22 protein-coding genes, 1 tRNA gene and 1 riboswitch are annotated in these 23272 nt (G+C 53.3%); of the genes, 13 read left to right on the top strand and 10 right to left on the bottom strand.

What is annotated here, in order from left to right:
* Window positions 1-68: 68 nt before the first annotated feature.
* The 3 genes from glgX to K1V27_RS03690 form a co-directional block, all read right to left on the bottom strand.
* Entirely contained in the window at window positions 69-2195 is a 2127-nt protein-coding gene (glgX, locus tag K1V27_RS03700; RefSeq protein WP_258928179.1) for a glycogen debranching protein GlgX, read from the bottom strand.
* Window positions 2196-2239: 44 nt separating this feature from the next.
* On the bottom strand, window positions 2240-2680 hold the full coding sequence (locus K1V27_RS03695) for a universal stress protein (RefSeq protein WP_258928178.1): 441 nt from the start codon (window positions 2678-2680) through the stop codon (window positions 2240-2242).
* A gap of 121 nt (window positions 2681-2801) precedes the next feature.
* A complete protein-coding gene (locus K1V27_RS03690; RefSeq protein ID WP_258928177.1) occupies window positions 2802-3974 on the bottom strand; it encodes a hypothetical protein in 1173 nt (390 codons plus the stop codon).
* A gap of 282 nt (window positions 3975-4256) precedes the next feature.
* On the opposite strand from K1V27_RS03690, the gene ahbB reads away from it, so the two are divergent.
* Both ahbB and K1V27_RS03680 read left to right on the top strand, forming a co-directional pair.
* Window positions 4257-5243, top strand: coding sequence for a siroheme decarboxylase subunit beta (gene ahbB, locus K1V27_RS03685; protein WP_258928176.1), 987 nt, complete (start codon window positions 4257-4259; stop codon window positions 5241-5243).
* Between the two features lie 6 nt (window positions 5244-5249).
* Window positions 5250-5588, top strand: a complete 339-nt coding sequence (locus K1V27_RS03680; RefSeq protein WP_258928175.1) for a hypothetical protein — start codon at window positions 5250-5252, stop codon at window positions 5586-5588.
* A 97-nt stretch (window positions 5589-5685) separates the two neighbouring features.
* Here K1V27_RS03680 and K1V27_RS03675 read toward each other — a convergent pair whose 3' ends face one another.
* Complete coding sequence (locus tag K1V27_RS03675) at window positions 5686-6198, bottom strand: FKBP-type peptidyl-prolyl cis-trans isomerase (RefSeq protein WP_258928174.1); 513 nt, start codon at window positions 6196-6198, stop codon at window positions 5686-5688.
* Between the two features lie 30 nt (window positions 6199-6228).
* Complete coding sequence (locus K1V27_RS03670) at window positions 6229-6873, bottom strand: tetratricopeptide repeat protein (protein ID WP_258928173.1); 645 nt, start codon at window positions 6871-6873, stop codon at window positions 6229-6231.
* A gap of 295 nt (window positions 6874-7168) precedes the next feature.
* On the opposite strand from K1V27_RS03670, the gene K1V27_RS03665 reads away from it, so the two are divergent.
* The 6 genes from K1V27_RS03665 to K1V27_RS03640 all read left to right on the top strand — a co-directional run bounded on the left by K1V27_RS03665 (window position 7169) and on the right by K1V27_RS03640 (window position 12380).
* Complete coding sequence (locus tag K1V27_RS03665; RefSeq protein WP_258928172.1) at window positions 7169-7405, top strand: dissimilatory sulfite reductase D family protein; 237 nt, start codon at window positions 7169-7171, stop codon at window positions 7403-7405.
* A 187-nt stretch (window positions 7406-7592) separates the two neighbouring features.
* Window positions 7593-8867 (top strand): dissimilatory-type sulfite reductase subunit alpha, encoded by a 1275-nt coding sequence (gene dsrA, locus K1V27_RS03660; RefSeq protein ID WP_258928171.1) that lies wholly within the window; start codon window positions 7593-7595, stop codon window positions 8865-8867.
* An 11-nt stretch (window positions 8868-8878) separates the two neighbouring features.
* The gene (dsrB, locus tag K1V27_RS03655) at window positions 8879-9979 is read left to right on the top strand and encodes a dissimilatory-type sulfite reductase subunit beta (protein ID WP_258928170.1); all 1101 of its coding nucleotides are present in this window, start codon (window positions 8879-8881) and stop codon (window positions 9977-9979) included.
* A 68-nt stretch (window positions 9980-10047) separates the two neighbouring features.
* Window positions 10048-11523 (top strand): cobyrinic acid a,c-diamide synthase CobB, encoded by a 1476-nt coding sequence (locus K1V27_RS03650; RefSeq protein ID WP_258928169.1) that lies wholly within the window; start codon window positions 10048-10050, stop codon window positions 11521-11523.
* Between the two features lie 13 nt (window positions 11524-11536).
* Entirely contained in the window at window positions 11537-11854 is a 318-nt protein-coding gene (locus K1V27_RS03645) for a TusE/DsrC/DsvC family sulfur relay protein (protein WP_258928168.1), read from the top strand.
* Between the two features lie 340 nt (window positions 11855-12194).
* Complete coding sequence (locus K1V27_RS03640; protein ID WP_258928167.1) at window positions 12195-12380, top strand: ferredoxin; 186 nt, start codon at window positions 12195-12197, stop codon at window positions 12378-12380.
* A 204-nt stretch (window positions 12381-12584) separates the two neighbouring features.
* On the opposite strand, the gene K1V27_RS03635 is transcribed toward K1V27_RS03640, so the two are convergent.
* Window positions 12585-13052, bottom strand: coding sequence for a cytochrome c3 family protein (locus K1V27_RS03635; protein ID WP_258928166.1), 468 nt, complete (start codon window positions 13050-13052; stop codon window positions 12585-12587).
* Between the two features lie 307 nt (window positions 13053-13359).
* Between K1V27_RS03635 and K1V27_RS03630 the strand changes: the two genes are divergently transcribed.
* The 4 genes from K1V27_RS03630 (at window position 13360) to K1V27_RS03615 (ending at window position 15778) form a co-directional block, all read left to right on the top strand.
* Window positions 13360-13647 carry a DUF3303 domain-containing protein gene (locus K1V27_RS03630; RefSeq protein WP_258928165.1) on the top strand — a complete coding sequence of 96 codons (288 nt, stop codon included), beginning with the start codon at window positions 13360-13362 and terminating at the stop codon, window positions 13645-13647.
* A gap of 3 nt (window positions 13648-13650) precedes the next feature.
* A riboswitch (cobalamin riboswitch) is annotated at window positions 13651-13934 on the top strand.
* A gap of 115 nt (window positions 13935-14049) precedes the next feature.
* Window positions 14050-15123: a nicotinate-nucleotide--dimethylbenzimidazole phosphoribosyltransferase gene (gene cobT / locus K1V27_RS03625; RefSeq protein WP_258928164.1), complete on the top strand. Its 1074-nt coding sequence runs from the start codon at window positions 14050-14052 to the stop codon at window positions 15121-15123.
* The gene (locus tag K1V27_RS03620; RefSeq protein WP_258928163.1) at window positions 15110-15520 is read left to right on the top strand and encodes a hypothetical protein; all 411 of its coding nucleotides are present in this window, start codon (window positions 15110-15112) and stop codon (window positions 15518-15520) included. Before cobT ends, K1V27_RS03620 begins: the two co-directional genes overlap by 14 nt.
* Before the next feature lie 182 nt (window positions 15521-15702).
* Window positions 15703-15778 (top strand) — tRNA-Ala (locus tag K1V27_RS03615).
* Window positions 15779-15986: 208 nt separating this feature from the next.
* On the opposite strand, the gene K1V27_RS03610 is transcribed toward K1V27_RS03615, so the two are convergent.
* From K1V27_RS03610 to lpxC, 4 genes are all read right to left on the bottom strand, one after another.
* Window positions 15987-17354, bottom strand: coding sequence for a sigma-54-dependent transcriptional regulator (locus K1V27_RS03610; protein ID WP_258928162.1), 1368 nt, complete (start codon window positions 17352-17354; stop codon window positions 15987-15989).
* Window positions 17355-17417: 63 nt separating this feature from the next.
* Window positions 17418-19643 (bottom strand): sensor histidine kinase, encoded by a 2226-nt coding sequence (locus K1V27_RS03605; protein ID WP_258928161.1) that lies wholly within the window; start codon window positions 19641-19643, stop codon window positions 17418-17420.
* 11 nt (window positions 19644-19654) lie between these two features.
* Window positions 19655-20236: a DUF4390 domain-containing protein gene (locus K1V27_RS03600; RefSeq protein ID WP_258928160.1), complete on the bottom strand. Its 582-nt coding sequence runs from the start codon at window positions 20234-20236 to the stop codon at window positions 19655-19657.
* A gap of 86 nt (window positions 20237-20322) precedes the next feature.
* On the bottom strand, window positions 20323-21273 hold the full coding sequence (gene lpxC, locus K1V27_RS03595; RefSeq protein ID WP_258928159.1) for a UDP-3-O-acyl-N-acetylglucosamine deacetylase: 951 nt from the start codon (window positions 21271-21273) through the stop codon (window positions 20323-20325).
* Window positions 21274-21691: 418 nt separating this feature from the next.
* On the opposite strand from lpxC, the gene thrC reads away from it, so the two are divergent.
* Window positions 21692-23200: a threonine synthase gene (gene thrC / locus K1V27_RS03590; protein ID WP_258928158.1), complete on the top strand. Its 1509-nt coding sequence runs from the start codon at window positions 21692-21694 to the stop codon at window positions 23198-23200.
* Window positions 23201-23272 lie beyond the last annotated feature (72 nt).

The raw sequence follows: 23272 nt of genomic DNA, 5'->3' as shown, positions 1-23272 counted from the left end.
GCCGGCAAGCCGGACCGGTGTGTGTGGCCGGTTCAAGATTGCCCCGGCCTATGGATTAGAGCGGTCTGTCAGGCACCGTCAGGGTTGTTACGGGAAACCAGGATGACCATTGACCGAGCTTCCATATCGAAGTGATGCCGGGCGGGGAGAATGCGCTCTTCACCTCGACGACAAATATCGTCCGGCGGCTCTTTGGCGGTATCGACTGCCACATGCCAGGCGGCACCCTGCGGCGGGGTGGGCAGTTTAAAAGTCACCCGGCGTTCTTCGGCATTGAACAGGATGCCGAGCGTCCGATCCGAAGGTGCGTTTGGGCGCGCGTGAATCACCAATCCCAGTGATTTGTCCGAACTGCTCCAGTCCGGGCTGTCACCCTTTGGATCGAACCACAAAACATCTTTATCGGTATAAAAGCTTTCCAGGCGCAGCAGTTTATGCCGTTTGCGGAAGGCAATCATTTCCTTGCAGAAACGGTGAACGGCTCCATACCTGCCAAGATAACTCCAGTCATACCAGGAAATCTCATTGTCCTGGCAGTAGGCGTTGTTGTTGCCCTGCTGTGTTCGGCGGAACTCGTCGCCCCCTGCTATCATTGGAACTCCCCGGGCGATGAGAAGCGTTGCCAGCATGTTCTTTATCTGTCTGGTGCGAATTGTTTGAATCAATGGATCATCCGTTTCACCTTCGCAACCATAATTGTGACTGTAGTTGAAGTCTGTCCCGTCGCGGTTGCCTTCCCCGTTGGCTTCATTGTGCTTGGACTGATAACTGACCAGGTCGTTGAGGGTGAATCCATCATGGCAGGTGATGAAATTGATGCTGTTGAGAGGCTCCTTGTCGATCTGCTGATAGATATCCGCGCTGCCGCAAATGCGGCTTGCCAGATGGCCGATCATGCCTTCATCACCGCGCCAGTAGCGCCGCACTTCGTCTCTGAAACGACTGTTCCATTCGGACCAGCGGCGGCCGGGAAAGCACCCGACCTGGTAGGCTCCGCCGGCATCCCACGCTTCGGCGATCAGTTTCACGTCACGCAAAATGGGGTCTTCGGCGATCCGTTCAAGCAGCGGCGGATTCGCCAGCAACTCTCCGTCCTGGCCTCTACCCAGAACAGACGCCAGGTCGAAGCGGAAGCCGTCCACGTGCATTTCCGCAGTCCAGTAGCGCAGACAGTCGAGGATATAATTGCGCACCACAGGATGATTGCAATTGTTGGTGTTGCCGCATCCGGAATAATTCCGATAGAAGCGCGCGTCATCTTCCAGCATGTAATAGATACGGTTATCCAGTCCGCGGAAATTGATGGTCGGCCCCAGTTCGTCGCCTTCGCCGGTGTGGTTGAACACAATGTCCAGAATCACTTCGATGCCGGCCCGATGAAGCTCGCGCACCATGGTTTTGAACTCCGTCAGCTGGCAGCCCGGCCGTGAGCAACCGGCATACTGTTCTCTCGGAGCAAAGAAACAAATGGTGTTGTATCCCCAGTAATTGCGCAGGGGGGCACCGGTCACGGGATTGATGCGCTGCAACTCATTCTCATTGAATTCCTGGATCGGCATGAGCTCCACGGCAGTGATGCCCAGGTCCTTGAGATATGGAATTTTCTCCACGACTCCCAGGTATAATCCCCTATGAGTGACGGCCGAGGAAGGGTGCATTGTCAGACCGCGCACATGCGTTTCATAAATGATGGTATCGGACCAGGAATGGCGCAGCGGCCTGTCGCCCTGCCAGTCAAATGCGCCGTCGGTAATGAGGCATTTTGGACTGTGCGGTGCATTGTCGCGGGTCGAGCAGGAGAGGTCGCCGAGCGGTGATTTGGGATCGTAGCCTCGGGCCTTACGGAAATCCCAGTTCCTTGTTCCGTGCAGGGCGACAGCGTATGGGTCCAGCAGCAGTCTGTTGCGGTTGTACCGGTGCCCTTGATGAGGCAGGTATGGCCCGTCGGCCCGGAAAGCGTAGAGCTGGCCCTGGCCGATCCCATGCACTCTAATGTGCCAGATGTCTCCGGTTCGGTGATTGCGGGCATCCAATTCAATGGTTCTTGCCGCTGCTGTGTCGCTCGGGTCATCAAACAGTTCCAGCCAGACGCGGCTGGCATGACGACTGAACACGGCGAAATTAATCCCTGCGCCGCATACATGCGCGCCGAGGTGGATGGGAGTGCCGATATCCACAGTGATTGTGTCGATCATGCGCTGAGCTGTCTCTCCCGAGCAGTTTTCTGAGGAGTAACGTTTCAATGCACCAGCAGAATGGCGCAGGGCATTTTGCGCACGATGGTCTCATTGGTGCGGCCGAACAGGAAGTGTTCTAAACGCCCTTCCTGATGCGCCAGCATGATCAACAAATCAATCTGTTCGTTTTCCACGATATTCAAAATTTCTTCTACCGGTTTTCCGTCCCTTACCCATTCGTGAATCGTCAATCCCTCGGCTTTCTCTTTGCTGATGATACGATCCAGATCGTCCTTGGCAGCTTCCTTCAGCCTTTCGTATTCTTCGTGCAGGGAGGGAACGGGCAGGTTCCAACCCTCCAGGCTGAAAGGATCATGGATCACATGAACGACATACAGTTCCGTTCCATATTTCTTCGCCAAAGAGACGCCGTAATGGACCGCTTTGCGGCAGTTTTGGGTCGATCTGCTGACAACCAGAATGCGTTTGACATCATCCATCATGCAACTCCTTTTTGATCAGGGTTTTGTTGTAACGGACAAGAGGACAGCAAAACATGCCGCATCATACAATTCATTGGCGGCATTGACAACCGGAGGTGGTCGTTTATCCATAGCTCTGGGGTCACGTTCTGCGACAAGCGGCCGCCGCTTCTCGCAGCGCCCGGCACAGGGCAATGACGTGCTCCCGCGCACGCGGCCTCAAAAACTCCCCTTCACCGGCTTCCACCAGGCCGTCATCGATAACGTGAGGAACCAGGGAGAGCCAATCTTCCCGGGTGAAGGCACCCATCACCTGCAAAATCTCATGGCAGGAAGGCAGGTGAGGGGTGCTGCGATGTTTTTTCGCCCATGCTTCCAGAAAACCCTCGGTCATTCCCGTCAAGCTGTCAGGACCTGCCCAGGCCAGTGCTCCGGTGCCGTCCAACCTGTCCAGTCGCAGGCGCATGGTCGCATTGAGGAAAAAATGTAAAATGGCCGCCAGGATATTTTCACAGCCCGGACCGGGTGCGAGCAGACAACGATAGTCCCGTACCGTGACGAGTCGAAGATCAATGGCACCCTGCTTCACCCGCACGACGAAATCGCCGGCGGCGTGATGCCAGGGATAGATCTGCTCAAAGGAGCGTTCATCGAGATAGGTTGTCAGGATGGCAGCGGCGCAGCGGTAGAGAGAACGGGTCTGTTCCCGGGTGAGCACACTGTCTGCTGAATCAGCATTCCACACTTGGATGACGGGGTGAGCCTCCTTTGGCTGTGTGGTGAGGTGGAACTCATGGAAATCTTCGAACCATTCGGCGACAAAAAACTGCAGGTTCATGCAGCCAAGGCTTTCATCTCTATAGAGTGCTCCCCCCTTCAAGTAGGGGGTAGGCAAAAAAGCCGGATAAAATTTATCACACAAGTGTTGCAGGAGATGAAACTCGTTTTCCAAAAAGGCGTGTTGTTCCGGATAGGTTGCCACATTCACCGCCAGTGAGTATGCTCCCTCGTCCAAATCGGCGTTCAGCCGGGCCACTTGATAAAGGGTTCCGTGTTTTTCGCTGATCAGGTCAACCCGCTTGATTTCGGCCAGAGAAATGGAGCGTTTGACATGCTTGGAGAGAAGCTCCAGCAGGGGCTGACACGCGTTGCGACATAAACAATCGGAGATGGCCTTGAGGTATGGCCCGTAGCACAGTTGCGACAGGGCATTGTCGGGTCCGCCGGGAAGCGGAATCCGTTCGCCCTCTGCGCTGAGCGGCACCGGGCCGGCCGGCGTATTGACGAGGTGGCGGATGGTGAGGGCGGTGGCCATTGGTAAATACCTCATGTTTGGCATAAAATGGTGAACCACACATATCACGAGACGGGGGTGAGAACAAACGGGAAAGGGAGCCGGGTCGAAGTTTTCAGTGAGTTGTTGTATCATTACAGTGATGTTGAGCTGAAACATTTGCAGGACAATGTCCTTGCCGCAATGCAGTGAAGAATTTTATGATGGTTTGAGGGATTGGCTGAGGATCACCGATCCTTTGCGAGATCTGAACGGTGAAGTTGCGGGTGGGCCTCGCTGTGAATGAGCGATAAGGAGTGACGTTTGGATGCCGTAAACCGGGTCATACTCGACCGCATACAGCGCGCATTTCCAATAGTGCCGAAACCCTACCAAAGGTTGGCGGAGGGATTGGCAATAGATTCGCGAGAAGTGCGCGGCCGCATCAAGTTCCTCAAGGATGAGGGATTGGTGCGGCAAATCAGCGCCATTTTTAATACCGGTGCACTCGGCTATCGCAGCAGCCTGGTGGCCATGGCGGTGCCGCAGGATGAGGTGGAAAGGGCCGCCGCTGTCATCAACCAATACCCCGGGGTCAGCCACAATTATCTCCGTCCCGGGGCTTACAACATTTGGTACACCATTGCGGTTCCTCCCGGGCAGTCCCTGGAAGGGACAGTGGAGCGGCTGTCGTCTGCTGCGGGAGGCTGGCCGGCGCTCATTCTGCCGGCGCTGAAGAAGTATAAACTGGCGGTAGTGCTCGACGTGCTCGAGGAAGGGGAAAGCGCAGCGAATGATGATCGGTCCGGGCAGCCGAAAACAGAATCGGACGATACGTTCGATTCTTCTTCCGCAAATATCAGGATTGTGAGAACCATACAGGAAGATTTGCCATTGGTGGAAAGCCCCTTCGAGTTGTGGGCCAACGATTTGGATATGAAAGAAGAAGAATTGTTGACGCTTATCTCAAAATGGCTTGATCACGGTGTGATAAGGCGCTTTGCCGCGGTCCTCAACCATCGCCAGGTGGGATTCAGCGCCAATGGGATGGTCGTGTGGAGCTGCCCTGTGGAAGGAATTGACAGGTATGGCAAAATACTCGCATCGCATGCCGAAGTGAGCCACTGTTACCATCGGCCGGCGTACCCGGTTTGGCCGTACAACCTGTATGCCATGGTGCACGGCCGTACTATGGAGGAATGCCGAAGGATTGCTGAAAAACTTGCGGAGGCGATCCACCTGCACGACTATGAAATTCTCTTCAGCACGAGAGAATTCAAGAAGATCAGGCTGAAACTGTTTTGGGAGTAGAAATCAATGGCGCATGATGAGCAAGAGTATGAAATACGCAAGAAAGCCATTTTTGATGGCATGTCCAAACGCGGCCAGGAACGCATTTTGCGTATGGGCTACGATAAGTGGAATCCTTTCCAGGAGCCGAAAGACCCGCGTGAGCGGATGTTCAGCCAGGTTTCATTGAATGCCGGCACGCTGCTGCGGGAGTTTCTGCAGGTCCACCCCCAGAGCGGGCATTCCGAGGTGATTCAAAAGGAGCTGTTCGAATTGTGTGTGGGTTTGCTGCGCGGGGAACCTCGAGCACGCATCCTTCTGGAATTCTGCAACTGGTACGGCAAACGAGTTCCCGCCAAGGAGTGACAGCTTGCGAGCGACACATGCCACTCCAGCCGGGACGATTGCCCCCGGCCTGCATGGAATCCAAAGTCATCTTCCCGTGAAAGCGTGGACGGTTTTGTTACGCATGAGCCAACGATGAGACCTGCGGATTTTCGTTGCCCTCGCACGGTCTCAAATATTCGAGTTCTTCCGGCAAAGCCGGGCGAATATGGGTGACTTCCACTCGATAGTAGAGGTCTTGTCCGGCAAGGGGATGATTGAAGTCCAGGGTCACCGACCGGTCCGTCTTTTCCTTCACATAATAGCTGTACCGGGCCTGGGTTTGTTCGTTGGTTGCCACGGCCCATTTGCCTTCCGCCAGGTGACGTCCCTCGGGAAATTCGTCAAAGGTCTTGGTGCGCACCTGGGACGGATCATGCTCCCCAAAAGCTTCTCGCGCCGGGATCACAAAATCCGCCTTTTCCCCTGCTCTGAGCCCCAGCAGCCTGCGCTCGAGGGCCGGCAGTATCTGGTTGTAATCGACCACAAAATTGAGTGAAACCGGTCCCTTTTCCCCCTTGACGTAGGAACCGTCCTGCAGGCGAACGGTATACTCGATGATGACGAACATGTCCTTGGATACTTCCATCATGCAGACAGCCTTTCACTATGCCGGTGAGGTCTATTCAAGCTCATCCCATTCGGCCCGGGCATCCGGATCAACGGGATAACCAAGGGCTAAGGCTCGGTCGTAATGTTCCCTGGCTTCTTGCGGTTGGCCATTCATGCGGTAGGCAACCGCCAGATTATAATGGGCAGGGGCAAAGCTCTCGTTGAGCCCGAGTATGTTCTGTGAAGCTTCGATGCTTGCCTGCACTTGATCCGTCTGCAGGTAGGCAACGGCCAATGTATTATACGCCTGAAGCAGGTCCGGAGAAGATTCAATGGCCCGCTTGCTCGATTCAATGGCTTTGGCGTAATCGCCTTTCTGCAGGTAGGCAAAGCCGAGGTTACTGTGTGCCATGGGCAGCTTCGGGTCGATTTCCAGAGCCTTGAGATTGGCTTCAATGCATTGCTCCAGACTGCCTTTTTGAAAGTATAATCCTCCCAGGTTCACGTGGGCCTGGGCCAGAGTGGCATCGCATTCGAGGGCCTGCTTGAATTCGGATATGGCATCATCGGCCAACCCCTTGCGCGCGTAGGCCAGCCCCAGATTGTAGTGTAACGAGGCGGACTGCGGTTCAAAAAACACGCGCTCCTTGAGGTAGCGGATATATTCTTTCAACTGGGTTTCAACTTCGCTCGGTTGAGTTGTCTGAGTTGTCATCGCATTATCCTGTTGCTTGGCGGTCGATTGAATTTGAATTGAGCATTGGGTCATGGTAGAAGGTTACTTAACCATGTGTGAAAAATGTGTCAAGGGGACCTGCCAGCGGTGCACCGCCGATTTTGCTTCAGATGTGCTTCCGCCCCGATTTCGCAGGGAATTTTCTATTGACAAAGCGAATCCAGCGCGATAGAGAGTCAAAGTGAATCTATTCACGTATAGACCTTTCTGGAGGCTGACAGGAACGAACCCCTGTTGTTTTCAATGAATCCATATGCATAGCGAAGGAGATGTCATGAGTGAGGAAGCTAAACAAAAAATTCTTGACTATGTCAAGGGTCAAAAAAAGACAAAGCACTACTTCAATGACTTGTGCAAGGCTGTTCCTGAGCTGAAAATGATGCAAGCCAAAAAGGTGGTCAACGAACTGGTCAATGAAGGCAAGCTCAAGTATTGGTCCAGTGGCAGCACGACCATGTACATGCTTCCTGGCGAAGGCGATGTTGAAAAGGAAGAAAAGGGAATGAATTAACCCGCAATTGGCTTTGTTTTCCGGCTGGTACCGGAAAATATTCGATATGAAGGCTAAGCGATTCTTGAAGAAGAGAGCCGTCGAGTTGGAAGGGGGTGAAGGAGAGAGTCAACTGAAATTTATTGTGGAAGAGGATTCTGAGTTGCGTTCAACCTGAAGAGGTGTTTTGCCTAAGGAGGTAAATCGAATGGCGCTAAAGCATAAAACTCCTATGCTTGATGAATTGGAAAAAGGGCCATGGCCGAGCTTCGTGACAGACATGAAGCGCATGGCGGCCAGAAAGGCTACCTGTGAGGATTGGCTGGGATTGATGGAAATGTCCTATGAAGATAAGGAGGGACATTGGAAGCATGGTGGTATCGTCGGTGTGTTCGGCTACGGCGGTGGCGTCATTGGCCGTTACTGTGACCGTCCCGAATTGTTTCCCAATGTTGCTCATTTCCACACCATCCGTGTGAATCAGCCCGCCAGCAAGTTTTACAGCACTGAAATTTTGCGCAAACTGTGTGACATGTGGGAAGAAAAGGGCAGCGGTGTGACCAACATGCACGGGTCCACCGGGGATATTATCCTGCTCGGTACCACCACCGATCAATTGGAGCCGGTTTTCTATGATTTGACCCACGAGTTTGGTATGGATCTGGGTGGATCGGGCTCCAACCTGAGGACCCCGGCGTGCTGTGTTGGCAAAGCCCGGTGCGAATGGTCCTGCATCGACACGCAGGACATAACCTATGATCTCACCCAGGAATACCAGGATGCGCTGCATCGTCCGATGTTCCCATATAAGTTCAAGTTCAAAACATCGGGGTGCCCGTGTGACTGCGTTGCCGCGATTGCCCGGGCAGATTGCTCCATCATCGGGACCTGGCGGGATAAGATCAGAATCGATCAGGAAGCGGTCCGCGCCTATGCCGGTGGCGAACTGGTGCCGCACGGTGGCGCCGGTGGCTCGGAAAAACGCGCCGTGGATGTGCAAGCGGAAATCGTTGACCTGTGTCCAACCCGCTGCATGGAATGGGATGGAAAGACCCTGAAGATTTGGGATGAAGACTGTGTCCGCTGTATGCACTGTATCCGGGTTATGCCGCGCGCCCTGCGGCCTGGTACCGATACCGGCGCAACCATTCTGGTAGGAGCGAAGGCCCCGATCCTTGAAGGAGCACAGCTGTCCAGCGTAGTCATTCCATTCATGAAGATGGAAGCGCCCTACGAGGAATTCAAGGAATTTGTCGAGAAGATGTGGGATTGGTGGATGGAGAACGGCAAGAACCGCGAACGCCTGGGCGAGCTGATTCAACGCCTTGGCCTGCAGGAATTCCTCAAGAACTGTGAGCTGACCCCCGATCCACGCATGGTCAATACTCCGCGCTATAACCCCTACATTTTCTATGATCCAGCGGAAGTCCCCGGTGGTTGGGAGCATGATATTGCTGCATATCGTTCACGGCATCAAGCTTAGGAGGTTAAACTATGCCTTTTGATCCTAATGATCCATTGAAAGACCGAATAACTGATATTGGTCCTCCAAAATATGACAAGTTCTTTCCACCCATCGTCAAAGAAAACTATGGCAAGTGGAAGTACCATGAAATATTGGAGCCCGGTGTTCTGATGCACGTATCGGAGACCGGTGCAGAGATGTATTCCGTCCGTGTGGGTGCGGCCCGGCTGATCAGTGTCGATTTGATTCGCGACATCTGTGACGTTGCCGATAAGCACTGCGGTGGTTACGTGCGCTGGACGACCCGTAACAACGTCGAGTTCATGGTGGATGATAAAAGCAAGCTGCAGCCGCTGATCGACGATCTGAGAAGCCGTGGCAACTGGTTTCCCATGGGTGGAACCGGCGCCAGCATCACCAGTATCGTCCACACCCAGGGCTGGGCTCACTGCCATACCCCGGCCATCGACGCTTCGGGTGTCGTCAAGGCGGTGATGGATGAGCTGTTCGACTATTTTGGGTCGCACAAGCTGCCTGCCCAGGTGCGCATTGCCCTGGCCTGCTGCTTGAACATGTGCGGTGCGGTGCACTGCTCCGACATCGCCATCCTCGGAGTGCACCGCAAACCACCCTTGATCGAGCACGAACGCGTCCAGAATGTGTGCGAAATTCCGCTGGTTATCGCTGCCTGCCCGACCGCCGCCATCAAGCCCAAAAAGGTCGGCGAATTGAAGAGCATCGAAATCAACAATAGCCGCTGCATGTTCTGTGGAAACTGCTATACCATGTGCCCTGCTCTGCCGCTCGCCAACGCTGAAGGTGACGGCATTGCTCTGTGGGTTGGCGGCAAAGTCTCCAACGTGCTTTCCACCCCGATGTTTTCCAAGCTGGCGGTTCCCTACATCCCCAACGAACCGCCCCGCTGGCCGACCACGGTCAACACCATCAAGAAAATCGTGGAAGCGTATGCGGCCGGTGGACGACGCTATGAGAGAATCGGCGACTGGATCAATCGGATCGGTTGGGAACGGTTCTTCGAGACCACCGGTATCGAGTTCAAGCATGAGCATATCGACGATTATCGTTTGGCAATGACGACGTGGAGAACTACGACTCAATTTAAATTTTAGTCGTTTGTGAAGTGTTAGCGCACCGGAGAGTTCTGCTCTCGGGTGCGCTTGTCAACGAGATGAATTCAATGATGTTTGACAAGCCGCGGCTCATGATTGCCGCCCTGCGTGGGGGTGCAGGCAAAACGGTTGTTTCCCTTGGCCTCACGGCAGCGTGGCGGCTGCGTCATGGGTTGCGCGTGGTGCCCTTCAAGAAAGGTCCCGATTATATCGATGCCGGCTGGTTAGCGGCGGCGGCGCAAAGGCCGTGTTATAATCTGGATCCTTATCTCATGCAAGCGGATGATATTCTGGAGTCGTTCATCCGCCACTCGACAAGCGGAGACGTGAGCTTAATTGAAGGAAACCGGGGCCTGTTTGACGGGGTGGATATTCAAGGAAGTTTCTCCACCGCGGAATTGGCCAAACTGCTTGGCGCCCCGGTCGTGCTGGTGCTGGATGCAACCAAGATGACGCGCACTGCTGCGGCATTGGTGATGGGCTGCCGGCAGTTGGATCCGCAGCTCAACATGGGCGCTGTCATATTGAACCGGGTGGCAGGCAGGCGGCATGAAAAGGTTCTGCGTGGAGCCATCGAGGAATATTGCGGGATACCCGTCCTGGGAGTTTTGCCGAAAGACTGCAACATGTTCTTTTCGGAGCGTCATATGGGGCTTGTTCCTCCCCAGGAAGCGCAGAACGTTACGGCAGCCATGCAAAGTGCCGCCGGGAGCGTAGGTCGGTGTGTGGATTTGGAAGCTCTCTGGCAGCTCGCCACTTCGGCCGGTGCCCTGGGATGGCCGGCGGCAATGACGGGTCCTTCGGAGGCCGAGATTGGATTGCACAATCCGGTGAGGATCGGTATTGTCCGGGATGCGGCCTTTCAGTTTTATTATCCTGAAAATCTGGAAGCACTGGTGGAAAAGGGGGCTGTTCTGCAGGAAGTCTCGAGTTTTGAAGAACGCCCACTGCCATCCCTGGATGCCTTGTATATCGGAGGAGGGTTCCCGGAAACCCATCTGGAAATCCTTGCCGGCAACGAGGTGTTTCGGGAGTCGTTGAAACGGGAAATTGAGGCAGGGTTGCCTGTCTATGCGGAGTGTGGCGGGCTGATGTTTTTATGCGCCAGCATCAGCCAGGCCGAGCGTAAGTTTCCCATGACCGGAATATTTCCTTTTGACGTGGTCCTGGAGCCCAAGCCCCAGGGGCACGGCTATACGATCCTGGAGGTAGAGCGAAGCAATCCGTTTTTTGCACAAGGCGCGAAATTCAAGGGTCATGAGTTCCACTATTCGCGTATCGTGGGATGTGACTCCTCCGCTCCATTGGTATTTCGCCTGCAAAAAGGGCATGGAATAGTGGCCGGCTGGGATGGAATATGCTATAAGAACTCCCTCGCTTGTTACTCGCATGTGCATGCCGTTGGCAATGCTGTTTGGGCCGACGCGGTGGTTCGAGCAGCCAGGGGCCGACGGCGGGAAAATACGAGCAAGTCTTTGGATCACAAGGGGATCCGCAGTCAGAAGTGCCGGAAGTCTTTGCACTTTTTAACCCAATCTTTTTAAGGAGGTAGTGTCCATGGCACAAATTGAATATAAAGGCAAAAACTTTGAGATCGATGAGGATGGATTCATCAGCAGTTTTGATCAGTGGTGTCCCGAATGGGTCGATTATGTAAAGAGCTCTGAGGGCATCAGCGAGCTCACCGAAGAACACTGGAAGGTCATCCATGTGTTGCAGGACTACTACAAGAAACACGGTATTGCTCCGATGGTGCGGATTCTCACCAAGGTGACCGGCTACAAGCTGAAATATATCTATGAGCTGTTCCCGTCAGGACCGGGTAAAGGTGCCTGTAAGATGGCAGGGCTGCCCAAGCCGACCGGCTGCGTGTAAATTCATGAGCTGGCTTCAGGATGGCCTTCAGTGTCTTGGAGCCGGCATCAGTTCAGGCAATGCGGTTGCGTGAAGAGCATTGCCACAGGGGATTGGCTGGAACGTGACAGCCAATCTTTTATTTTTTTAGAGACTCTAGTGATTGAACACAAGGGGATTTTGGCTGACCAAATGTTTCGTCCAAGCGGCGTGAGCGACCCTCGTCAAGATGGAGAACTCTTGACATTATGCGAGCTTGGGGTTAGGTAAACCCCGGTCCTTTAAGATTTACATGAAGGAACAGCGAAACAAAGACCAATTTGTGGTCTCAGATGAATGGATGAAAGGGAGGACGTAGAAGATGTGGAAAGTAACCGTTGACAAGGACAAATGCACCGGCGATGCTGAATGTGTTGATGTATGCCCTGTGGACGTATATGAACTGGTGGATGGCAAGGCTGAACCGGTTAATGAGGAAGAATGTCTTGGCTGCGAAAGTTGTGTGGAAGTCTGTGAAGCGGGCGCCATTACAGTAGAGGAAGTGTAGTCGCAGGACCGTCCCTTTTGATCGGTACATTTGTCACACATTTGGGCCGCCTGGATCGGAGATCGCGATCCAGGCGGCCTTGTTTGTTCGACAGATCACCAAGCACACAAGAACGATTGACCTCACTGGAACAAAACAACCCGCCGGGTACAGAGTTCCCGGCGGGTTGTTTGCTACAATTCGAAGCCAATCGTCAGCAGGGTGTTACGGGCATTCCTTGGGATGGCAACTGGTGCAGGTAACCGGAGCAGTTGTTGCGGCATCTTCCTTTTTCTTGGCTTTATGGCATTCCACACAATTGTTGTGGTAGGCCAGCTTCAGGTTGAGCTTCTGGTCCTCTTCAGAAAGTTTCTTTTCGCCTTTGATTTCCAAGTTTGTGTGGCATGACGAGCAGCGACAGGCAGGATCGCCTTCCTTCCATATGTTCTTGCCGTCTTTGTAGTCATGATGGCAATCGGCACAGGCGATGCCGTATTCTTCTGCATGCGTCGTATGGTTGAAGGGCACGGGACATTTGGTATGTTCTTTCCATGCCGGGTCTTTTATGTGCATCTCTCCTTGGGGCGGCTCCGTTTTGCATTCTTCGGCAGCTTTTACTAAAAGCGTACCTGCAAAAATAAATGCCACCGCCAAAATCCCGCACAGCAAAGTCTTTCCTCCCAGTCTATTCACGTCTAGGGCCTCCTTTCACATTAAGCAGTTATTAAGCAAACACGGGTTGGCAAAAACCAGATTGCGCCTCATTGTAGTGAAATATTTCTCTTGATGTCAAGCGAGTAATTGGGGTCCCGCCGGGGGGCTGAGGCTGGAGGCGGATTACATTGGCGGCAGACCAGGAGAATGCCAGGAAGGCATCTGCGGGCGGGTCCGCCGCGGCGTGCAGGCCATACGAGAAAAGTTGGTTGGTGTTTTGCTCCGAATAAATCTATAATGCACGTATCCAACTAAAAATGCATCATTCAAAGGAAAGGAGGTGCCCATGTTGTTTTTGGCTATATTCAGCTATGCACCCGAGGACCGCGATCAGGTTATCGAGAGAGGCATGGAAAGTAAGGACAGGGGAAAGAATACCGGAGTCGAGATTAAGGGTGAATGGTTTGATATCTCGGGGCACAGAGTATTCCGACTGTTTGAGGTGGAAGATGAGTTGCATCTTGCCAATTCCGTGTTCCGCTGGTCAGACCTGGGGGTGGCCGAGGTCATTCCCGTGCTGGAGACCGAGAAGGCCATTAAATTCTTGAAACGGGCGAGTAAAAAGTCGCAGTAGTTGTTTTTTCACTCCTTTGACGGCGTGCTCAACTTAATAGGGAAGACGGTGCGAATCCGTCGCGTGTGGCCGGCGCTGTAAGCGGGGATGAAATCCAAAATAGCACCACTGTACTGAGACAAGTCGAGTGACGTGACCGGAAGCCGGATGCGGCAGGGCACAAGCAGCGCATGACACAGCTGCACGGCGATTGCCGCTGACGGTTTGGCGGTGGACGAGAGTACGGGAAGGTTTGGAGAGTAAAGGGAACCGCAAGTCAGAAGACCTGCCGTCAAAGGATGGGGTCGCGTTGCAGAACGCGACCATGATGTGGTAGGGATTGCCGATGCCATCAAGCGATCCTTCAAGCCTTGAAGCTGAGGTTTGAAGGATTTTTTATTTTAACAGGGAGGTTATGGCCCAATGGACCAATTGAACAAACAGTTTGATGAGCTCTTGCGGAGCATAAAGCCTGTGTCCAGGGAGTGGGAGGAAAAAGCCTGGCACAGGTTGAAAGCGCAAATTCGCCCCAGGGGTTCGCTGGGACAGCTGGAAATCATTGCTGCCAGGCTGGCTGCAATCAAGGAGACGCTCGCACTGGATCTGCGCAGAAAGCTGATCTTCACTATGGCAGGGGACCATGGTGTGGCTTCTGAGGGGGTCAGCGCTTACCCTCAGGAGGTGACCGCCCAGATGGTCTACAGCTTTACGCAGGGATGGGCTTCCATCAATGTTCTGGCTCGGCATGTGCGGGCAGACGTCAAGGTAGTCGATTGCGGGGTGGCCGCAGACCTGCCTGCGGAATGGCCGATTTTGCACCGTAAACTGGCAAAGGGAACCGCCAATATGGTCAACGGACCGGCCATGAGCAGAGAGATGGCGGTGAGAGGCCTGGTGCTCGGAGCGCAACTGGTGCAGGAAGCCCATTCCAAAGATCGCTATCAGCTGTTTGGGACGGGTGACATGGGTATCGCCAATACCACCCCCTCGACGGCGATCATTGCCGTGTTGAGCGGCAGACCGGTGGCAGAACTGACCGGTCTTGGCACAGGAATCGATACCGCTGGGCTGGCGCGAAAAATTGGAGTGATAGAAAAAGCACTGGATGTGAACCGGCCCAATCCGAAGGATCCTCTGGATGTGCTGAGCAAGGTGGGAGGGTTTGAAATTGCAGCCCTGGCGGGAGCTGTGCTCGGTGCCGCCGCCGTCCAGGCGCCTATCGTCTGTGACGGCTTTATCGCCACTGCGGGTGCACTCATCGCCTGCGAGATTGAACCTGTGGCCAAGGAGTATCTGTTCGCTTCACATCGCAGTCATGAAATTGGCCATGGCGCCATGGTGCAAAGGCTTGGGCTGAGACCCATTCTCGATTTGGACATGCGCCTGGGAGAAGGCACGGGCTCGGCTCTTGCCATGGGCATTGTGGAAGCATCCGCAAAAGTTCTCCAGGAAATTAAGACGTTTCAGGAGGCGGGAGTGACCGATGCTGAAGGTTGAAACGGGAACTTTCAACGGGAGAGAGGCAGGTCTTTTTCCAATTTTCGGAGAATGTTTGCCTATGGTTGACGTTTTCTTCAAATGGTTGCATAAGGCAGTATGGATGGAGGGGGATGGCCCGACATTCGCAGAGCGAAATGTCTTTGATAGTGTGCTTGCTGGTGAAATTCAACCCATTCCTTACAAGGAGAAGTTTTCGATGACCAATATCATGCCCGAAGGGGAGGCCATTCGCAAGGCGGTCAAGTGGATTTCAGCCGAACTGGACGAGGAGCCTGAAAAATCTCTGCTAAAGCTGGTGAATGAGGCGGTTCAACGTTTCGATCTCTCCCCGAAGGAGGCGGAGTTTTTGATCGAATTCTATCGCCAGAGCAAGGCCAGCCTGAACCATGATTGAACCGGGACCAGACTCCTATTTTCCACCTGTGTTGACCGCTTTCGCGCAGTGCATTGTTGGTGGAAACCGGGCGCACCTCTTGACTGCACTCCGCAGACATGGGGCCTCTCACAGGGAGCGGTTTTACCAGTTTTCGTTTCTTGACACCCTGGCAACAGAAGATATATAAGAAGCTTGGGCGTGGGGATGTAGCTCAGCTGGGAGAGCGCAGCCTTCGCAAGGCTGAGGTCGTCGGTTCGATCCCGATCATCTCCACCAAATAAAATCAATTACTTATCTTATCTGTCGCCGGCCTCCCAGGCCACCGTCCGGGTACTAATAGTATCCAAGCAACTTCAATCCTTGCTGACCAGCACATAGTACAAAGCAATGTTTCATGTACCGGGACTGCAGGCATAAAAGCGAAAGTCTCCTTCCTTTCGGAGACGTTACAATTGCGGGCAGTTTCCTGCCTGAAAAATGGCGGCTATTCGGTGTCTTCCTTGATGCCCAAAAGTTTCATCTTGCGATGCAGATGGCTGCGCTCGATGCCGATTTCCGCGGCGGTAAGCGACACGTTCCAGGAGAATTGTTCTAATTTTCTCAGAAGATATTCCCGTTCAAACTGCGCACGAGCTTCCCTGAGGGTGTCCTGCGCATACGGATCAACGGTCTCCTGTCTGTCCGGCAGCAGGCGAAGGAAATCCTGTGGGACATCCTTCAGCCCGATATTCTCCTTGGGACTCATAATGATCAGTCGTTCGATGAAGTTGCGGAGTTCCCTGACATTTCCAGGCCAAGAGTAATGCTGAAGCATGGCAAGGACTTCGGGCTCGATCTTTTTCCTCCCCAGTGCGCTCTCGTAAGCGTAGGCGTCGATGAACTCTTCCACCAGCAATGGGATGTCTTCAAGCCTCTCGCGAAGAGGTGGAACGTGGATGGGGATCACGTTCAGCCGGTAAAAGAGATCCTGCCGGAAATTTCCGGTGTCAATTTCTTTCTGCAAATCCTTGTTGGTTGCTGCCACAATTCGCACATCCACAGATATCGGGGTAGCTCCCCCCACTCTTTCGAAGATTTGCTCTTGTATGATGCGAAGAATCTTGGCCTGAGTTTTCAAACTCATGTCACCGATCTCATCGAGGAACAGGGTTCCTTCGTTGGCCAGGTCGAACTTGCCTTTGCGCCTTTCTGTTGCCCCCGTAAATGAACCCTTTTCATGGCCAAACAGCTCGCTTTCGATCAGCTCCTCGGGAATTGCGGCACAATTCACCTCGATCATCGGTCGGCCACTTCTGCGGCTCTGATGGTGAATCATCCTGGCCACCAGTTCCTTCCCGGTACCGTTCTCTCCCGTAATGAAAACAGTGGCGTTGGTTGGGGCGGCGCGCTCGATTTGGGCACTCAATGATTGGATCGCGGCACTCTCGCCGGTGATCTGATGGCGGTGCATGGCGCGCTGTCGCCAAAGCAGATTTTCTTCTTCAAGTCTTTGAAATTGTATTGCATTCTGGATGGATACCAGAATCCGTTCAAGGGAGAGGGGCTTTTCCACAAAATCGAATGCACCGAACTTCGTTGCCTTCACGGCGGTTTCAATGGTGCCGTGCCCGGAAATGATTATGACCGGAATCTGGGGAAAAGATTTCTTGATTTCCTTAAGCGTCGTTAAACCATCCTTGCCGGGCATCCATATATCAAGAAAAATGAGGTCCGGAGGGTCTTTGCGAATGTCTTCCTGAGCCTTGTCGCCGGATGTAGCCAGGCTGACGCGGTAGCCCTCGTCCTGCAGCGCACCGCCGAGGGATTTCAAAATGCTGGCTTCATCGTCAACGATCAGGATTCTCGATTCCACTGATGCCTCACCACCACTTCGTACACTAGATTGATCGCAAGGGAAGAACTCCACGCTTCCCCGTCAGGCTGATCCGGGCAGCTCTATCGAAATGACAGTGCCTTTGGGGTCGTTGTCGCGCACCCTGATGAAACCGCTGTGGTCTGCCACGATGCTTGCCACGATGGTCAACCCGAGGCCGGTGCCCTTTTCCTTCGTCGAATAGTACGGTTCAAACATGCGCACCTTGTCTTTCTGAGAGACTCCGTGGCCGTTGTCTGAGCAATCTATTCGTACAATTTTCAAGACCGGGTCGTAGGAGAGTTTCACTTCAATTTGACCGTCGTCCCCACCGAGAGCGTGGACGGAATTGTCGAGCAGGTTGGCCATCACCTGTCTAAATTGCACCGGATCAAGCATAATTGAAGGAAAATCTCCAGTGGTCTTGGATAAAAACGAGATCTGAGGGTAGGTGTGCCGATAGATAGCGAGGCTCTCTTCAATAATTGCCGGCAGGTGGGAAGGGATGGGCCGTACTTGGGGAAGGCGGGCAAATTTTGAGAACTCGTTTACCAGGTGTTTCATCAGTTCGACCTGCTGCAAAATGGTGCGAGTGCATTCGTCGAACGTGGATTCACCGTTGCCGAGCAGTTCTGAATAGCGACGGCGAAGCCGCTGGGCGGATAGTTGAATGGGGGTGAGCGGGTTTTTGATCTCGTGGGCTATGCGCCGGGCCACCTCGCGCCACGCTGCCATCCGTTGTGCCTTCTCCAGATCTGTCAGGTCGTCGAGTACAACCACCAGGCCCAGGTGCCGATTCCGTTCGTCACGCAAAATGGATGCCTTGATAAGCAAAGTTCTCGGAATCCTGTTGATGCTGACTCTCAGCTGCTGTTCAAAATAGAGTTGGCGGGTGGCTTGATATGTCCGACGAAAGGACTCGACAATCTCCCGGTGATCGTGCTCCAGAAACTCGTCATAAGGCCTTCCCCTGACTTGTTCCGCTGGGAGTCCAAATATGCCCTCCGCCGATTTGTTCATGGTCACAATCTTTCCCTCGGCGTCGACGCTCACGACTCCCGCAGCGACATTCTTCAGCACGATTTCCATATACACTTTGCGATCTTCAAGCTCTGCGTGGTTTTGTTGCAACGCGACGTAGGCGCTGGCCAGTTGTTCGCGGCTTTCGCGCAGGTCATGCACCATGGTATTGAACGAGTTGATGAGCATGCCGAGTTCATCCTGTCGCTCGGACTTCAATTCTACCTCGAGATTCCCGTCTGCAACCTCGCGTGTGGCGGAAACGAGCGACTGGATGGGAACCGTCATGTTCTTGGCAAGAAAAAAGCCGAACCACACCGCCGCAAAGATGACCAGCAGGGTCACGATGGAAAAGGTTATGAAGTTGCTGGTCTTGAGCGGATTCTGCAGCAATTTTAGCTGCAGGTAGTCTTCGTAACCGCTGGTTATGGACGCCAATTTGTCGGTGATGACTGCGGGCAGGAAGCGGATGGCGATGAGGCTGGCGGAAATCATCCGCAGAGAACCGTCGGAAATGGAGAGCGGAATAACCACCGCCAAACCTTGCCTTTTGCCATCAAAACTCAGGTGCTCAACAGGGGGATGAGCTTCGTTGCCCTGCCAGAGGAGAAGAGGCAATTTACGCACATCGTCCACGCCTATTTGCGGGTCATGAACGCTCCAGATGACCGTTTCGTCAGCATTGGCGAGAAAGATACCATCCAGATGATATTGTTCGAGTAACGGAGGGTAGAATGGTTCCGACTTCTGGGGCATGGCACCGTTTAGCGCGAAAAACTTCTGCAGTTCATTCCTGACCAGTTTGGCATCGAACATCAGATCCTGCTTTTCCTCGTTGAGATAGTCCTTGCCAAGTTGCACGGATTGTTCCAGGGATTGTTCGACCTGGTGACTGAACCAGTAGTCAAGACTGAAGGAGATGAATTGAGTGGCAATCCAAAACAGCGGCAGGGTCGGGATGAGGCAGAGGCCGATGAAGGCGATGACCAGGCGGGTGCGCAGTTTGTGCCCCAAGATATTGCGTTTGCGTTCGAAAATTAGCTTGACGATATTGCGTAATACCAGATAAGCGAGGAGCAGGAGCAGAATGACATTGAAATTGATCAGTCCAAACAGCAAAATGTTGCTCAAAAGGGACAAGTCCGACTGAAATTCGAAGAACCATCCGCCCAGAGATCCAAAGGTCACAATTAGAATCAGGAGCGCGATCAGCCAGAAACGCTCTTTGCGCCGATATCGATTCGGATCGGGTGATAGGGTGTGATCCATGGGAATTGACATCACAGGGTGAATGTTACCTCATGCCACTTGGTTTCAAAGTCCCAGAGCGACACGAAATAGAAAATGTAGCGGAAAAAAAGAGGCAGGCGAACTTTGGAAAGTTCCGCCTTGATCCGCAATTTGTATTCGGTTTCTTTTTCCAACCGCCAGACGGGTATGAGGGAGAGATCTTCCACTCTGCTCATCCATTGTTTGGCCTCAGCGAAATCGGCAGTGGCCAGGACTTTCCCGGGCTGTTCGGGAAGCGTCACGTGAAATTCATTGTTCAACCGGTCGTATTTGATGGAGTGTTCGAGGGAGAGGTTGAGCAGTTTATTGCTGAAAAAAAGAAAACCCTTCTTTTCCAAGACCAACAATATCTTGAACGTGGTCTCCACACCGCTCAGGATCGCCTCTTCCATTTTGGGGGTGAAGCAATTTTCGATGTGCAAGCTCAGTTCGAGGTTCTTCATGTGGGGCTTCAGGTAGACTTCGACGATCTCCGCTCTATTCCTGGCGGCTGCAGTGGCAGGCGCGAAGCCGCCCAGGGCGGCAGCGCAAACGCCGCAGCAAAGTATGAGTGGGAACGCGATTCTCATCATTTCCAAAGCCGCTCATAACAATTTTGACAATAGCGGCTATCTTAACGGAGAGGCATTCCAAACTCAAGGAGTTTTGCCGGGAGAGCCTAAAGGGCCTTGGTGGCGGGCGAAAATCTTTCGGGAAACAGGGGAAAGGATGGAGACCTCAGGTAGGACCGGGGTATTGGTGCAGCAACGTTTAATATCGCATAGTTGCTGGGTGCGGATACGAGTTGGTTCAAGAAGCGATTATGCAGGGCATGGCCCGCCTTATAGGCCTGAAAATGGCCCACCAAAGGCATTCCGGCCAAAGCCAGATCTCCCATGAAATCAAGGATCTTGTGGCGTACGCATTCATTATTATACCTCAAACCATCGTTGTTAAGGATGCGATGTTCATCAAACACGATGGCATTATCCAATGATCCGCCGCGAGCCAGACCCATGCCCTGGAGCTTTTGAACATCCTTGAAAAAGCCGAAGGTTCTGGCTTTGGCAATTTCACGGGCAAAGCTTTTTTCGTTGAAGCTCCAGGAATACTCTTGTCTGCCAACCAGAGGGTGGGAAAAGTCTATCAGGTAGTGGACGCGAAAGCAATCTGCGGGAAATGCCTTTATAAATGAGTCGCCCTCTTTGACTAAAATGGGTTGTTCGATCTTCAGGTAGGTACGCGGCGCCGTTTGTTCTTGCAGTCCCGCCCGCTCCAACAGCCGTAAATAGGTGGCCGCACTGCCGTCAAAAATAGGGACTTCGGGCCCATCCAATTCCACCATTATATTATCGATGCGCGAACCGAAAAACGTTGCCAGGAGGTGTTCTACGGTGGAGACCACCACCCCGTTGAAACCGATGGTGGTAGCGAACAGGGTATCGACCACCTGATTGTGATGTGCGGTGATGACCGGGCAGTCAGGGATATCAGTCCGGCAAAAGCGATAGCCGAAATTGGGCGGTGCCGGTTTCAATTTCATCAAAACCTTTGCGCCGGAATGTAAACCTATCCCTCTACACCACACTTCTCTCTTGATAGTGTGCTGTCTCAGAAAACCGTTATTCAAGCCCCTTTTCCTCCTCGCAAAAACCCTTCAAGCACCAACCATGCCAAAGGTCTAATTACGACTTTCCCTCGATTCTGTCAAAGGAAAGTCTGAAATCTGGAAGTCCTTTTACATGGATTTCGTTAAAAGGTCAAGCTATGGATTTTCTTGAGAAGAATTAAAGGGGAAGTGGTAAAAAATACACACTGAGGTCCCAATGTGTGGCATTTATGCAACATTTGCTGCCATTGCGCAGCGCGGCGCAGTTATGCCTGCTCGCTGGAAACCCCGTCAGGGTTCTTGCTGAAACAACCGCAGCTGACCTCCAATGGTTGCTTGACACGATCCGCCGCTGCGAATAGTAATGGGAGACTCTCGAGGCAATGCGGCGTGTGAGGCATCGCACATTCGATCATCGAACATTCAGGAGCCATAGCCGATGAAAATCGAACATTTTCCACAGGAGGTACAGCCCTACCTCATTCCCCAGCCCTCCGGCGAATATGTGTATCAATGTTTCGGCTGCAACCAGCAATTCAGTGTCGGGAGTCTTTTCTACACATGCCCGGATTGCAAGAATGTCCTGATGATCAGGGATAACCAGTGGGATCGCTTGAAGCTGATTTCCGGCCGGCTGTGGCGCAAGATTTTCGATTATCGAGCCATGCTGACCGCTGCGCCGCTGAAGGGCATCTATCGTTATCATGAGTTGCTTGGTTCGGTGCTGCCGTTGGATTCCATCATCTATCTCGGGGAGGGCCATACTCCGATAGTGGAGGCGAACAGCAGGCTGCGCGATTGGGCGGGATTTCGTTTTTGGTTCAAGAATGACGGGCAGAATCCCAGCGCATCTTTCAAGGATCGGGGAATGGCGAGTGCTTTCAGCTACCTGAACTTTGCTGCAAAAAGTCAAGGTTGGGGGGAGATACTGGCCATTTGTGCCTCGACCGGTGACACATCTGCGGCCGCCGCTTTGTATGCGTCCTACATGACGCATCACGTGAAATCAGCTGTGCTGCTGCCCCAAGGCAAGGTGACTCCACAACAGTTGGGGCAGCCGCTCGGGAGTGGAGCAAAAGTGATAGAAATCCCGGGTGTATTTGACGATTGCATGAAGGTTGTCGAATATCTTTCCGAGAATTATCCGGTGGCTCTGATGAACTCCAAAAACGCCTGGAGAATTCTCGGGCAGGAATCATTCAGTTACGAGATTGCTCAAGACTTTGACTACGATGTCGAAGATCTGGTTGTAGTGGTGCCGATCGGTAATGCCGGGAATATCACGGCGGTGCTCGAAGGGTTTTTGAAGCTTTACGAATTGCAGATCATTACTTCTTTGCCGGTGGTGGTCGGAGTGCAGTCGGAACATGCAAATCCTGTCTACCTCTACTATCTCGAAGCCGACCCCGGCAAGAGAGAGTTCCGACCGGTTGTGGTGAGGCCGAGCGTGGCGCAGGCGGCCATGATCGGTAATCCGGTTTCGATGCCAAGAGTGGTCCGACTTGTCGAAAAATATCGTGAAATTGCCGGCTACAAGGGCGTTCAGGTAGTGCAGGTGAGTGAGCAGGAAATCATGGATGCCATGTTGACGGCTAATCGAAATGGTCATATCTCCTGCACACAGGGCGGGGAGTGTTTAGCCGGTCTGCGCCGCTTGGCCAAAACCGGCGAGCTGTCAGGGGAGCGCGGAGCGGTACTGGATGCCACGGCCCATGCTCTAAAATTTGCCGTATTTCAGGAAAAGTATTTCGCCGATGACTTCGAGCCCGCATTTGGTGTAGTTCCCAAAGGGGAGTTGAGAAACGCCCCCGTTGTGCTGGCTCCTCCCGACGACATGGCCACGCCGGCGGTCGGCAGGCGGTTGAAGGCCACCGAGCTGCAACTTTTTGTCGAGCACAGCGCCGAACAGATCGCCGCTTTACTGGGATTGAGCAGATTGAGCAAATGAGCACGCAGCAGAAAGCTGGCGTGCCTGAACCGAGGACAGGTGGTAAGCCAACAAACCTGTGCAAAAAGAGAC

Source organism: Desulfoferrobacter suflitae, from assembly GCF_022603395.1.
Classification (GTDB): Bacteria; Desulfobacterota; Syntrophobacteria; order Syntrophobacterales; family Syntrophobacteraceae; genus Desulfoferrobacter; species Desulfoferrobacter suflitae.
The sequence above is the reverse complement of the archived record's forward strand: the minus strand, read 5'-3'. Positions and strand labels throughout refer to the sequence as shown.

Excerpts from the sequence above, each read along its gene's own strand:
- thrC (WP_258928158.1), top strand. The coding sequence starts at position 21,692 with ATGAAAATCGAACATTTTCCACAGGAGGTACAGCCCTACCTCATTCCC.
- K1V27_RS03620 (WP_258928163.1), top strand. The coding sequence starts at position 15,110 with ATGCTGAAGGTTGAAACGGGAACTTTCAACGGGAGAGAGGCAGGTCTT.
- K1V27_RS03640 (WP_258928167.1), top strand. The coding sequence starts at position 12,195 with ATGTGGAAAGTAACCGTTGACAAGGACAAATGCACCGGCGATGCTGAA.
- K1V27_RS03670 (WP_258928173.1), bottom strand. The coding sequence starts at position 6,873 with ATGACAACTCAGACAACTCAACCGAGCGAAGTTGAAACCCAGTTGAAA.
- K1V27_RS03650 (WP_258928169.1), top strand. The coding sequence starts at position 10,048 with ATGATGTTTGACAAGCCGCGGCTCATGATTGCCGCCCTGCGTGGGGGT.
- K1V27_RS03645 (WP_258928168.1), top strand. The coding sequence starts at position 11,537 with ATGGCACAAATTGAATATAAAGGCAAAAACTTTGAGATCGATGAGGAT.
- K1V27_RS03690 (WP_258928177.1), bottom strand. The coding sequence starts at position 3,974 with ATGGCCACCGCCCTCACCATCCGCCACCTCGTCAATACGCCGGCCGGC.
- K1V27_RS03605 (WP_258928161.1), bottom strand. The coding sequence starts at position 19,643 with ATGGATCACACCCTATCACCCGATCCGAATCGATATCGGCGCAAAGAG.
- glgX (WP_258928179.1), bottom strand. The coding sequence starts at position 2,195 with ATGATCGACACAATCACTGTGGATATCGGCACTCCCATCCACCTCGGC.
- dsrA (WP_258928171.1), top strand. The coding sequence starts at position 7,593 with ATGGCGCTAAAGCATAAAACTCCTATGCTTGATGAATTGGAAAAAGGG.
- cobT (WP_258928164.1), top strand. The coding sequence starts at position 14,050 with ATGGACCAATTGAACAAACAGTTTGATGAGCTCTTGCGGAGCATAAAG.
- dsrB (WP_258928170.1), top strand. The coding sequence starts at position 8,879 with ATGCCTTTTGATCCTAATGATCCATTGAAAGACCGAATAACTGATATT.
- K1V27_RS03600 (WP_258928160.1), bottom strand. The coding sequence starts at position 20,236 with ATGATGAGAATCGCGTTCCCACTCATACTTTGCTGCGGCGTTTGCGCT.
- K1V27_RS03675 (WP_258928174.1), bottom strand. The coding sequence starts at position 6,198 with ATGATGGAAGTATCCAAGGACATGTTCGTCATCATCGAGTATACCGTT.
- K1V27_RS03680 (WP_258928175.1), top strand. The coding sequence starts at position 5,250 with ATGGCGCATGATGAGCAAGAGTATGAAATACGCAAGAAAGCCATTTTT.
- K1V27_RS03630 (WP_258928165.1), top strand. The coding sequence starts at position 13,360 with ATGTTGTTTTTGGCTATATTCAGCTATGCACCCGAGGACCGCGATCAG.
- K1V27_RS03665 (WP_258928172.1), top strand. The coding sequence starts at position 7,169 with ATGAGTGAGGAAGCTAAACAAAAAATTCTTGACTATGTCAAGGGTCAA.
- K1V27_RS03695 (WP_258928178.1), bottom strand. The coding sequence starts at position 2,680 with ATGATGGATGATGTCAAACGCATTCTGGTTGTCAGCAGATCGACCCAA.